A 406-nucleotide genomic window follows, 5' to 3' on the forward strand; every position below is an offset into this window, starting at 1 on the left:
ATTGACCGAACTGCTAAACCCGACCGCTGAAAATGCAGCAGCAACAGTCTTCGCTGGCAAGCCAGCTCCTACAAAAATGTGCCTCTACCTTGGTTTCGAGCGCGACATATACCTTGTAGGAGCCGGCTTGCCGGCGAAGGCGGCCTTGAGTCTGGTGCGAGTCTTTCGGGCCTCTTCGCTGGCAAGCCAGCTCCTACAAAAATGTGTCTCTACCATGGTTTCGTGCGCGACATTTACCTTGTAGGAGCCGGCTTGCCGGCGAAGGCGGCCTTGAGTCTGGTGCAAGTCTTTCGGGCCTCTTCGCTGGCAAGCCAGCTCCTACAAAAACGTGCCTCTGCCATGGTTTCGTGCGCGACATATACCTTGTAGGAGCCGGCTTGCCGGCGAAGGCGGCCTTGAGTCTGGT

The 406-nt window shown here is 57.1% G+C and carries 1 protein-coding gene; it reads left to right on the plus strand.

Translation table 11 applies throughout. The features are described 5' to 3' along the window. Positions 1-244, plus strand: a 244-nt coding sequence (locus SOP95_RS31900; protein ID WP_323609576.1) for a hypothetical protein, incomplete at its 5' end; no start/stop codon positions are given. Positions 245-406 lie beyond the last annotated feature (162 nt).

This window comes from Pseudomonas sp. YuFO8, from assembly GCF_035065025.1.
Classification (GTDB): Bacteria; Pseudomonadota; Gammaproteobacteria; order Pseudomonadales; family Pseudomonadaceae; genus Aquipseudomonas; species Aquipseudomonas putida_AE.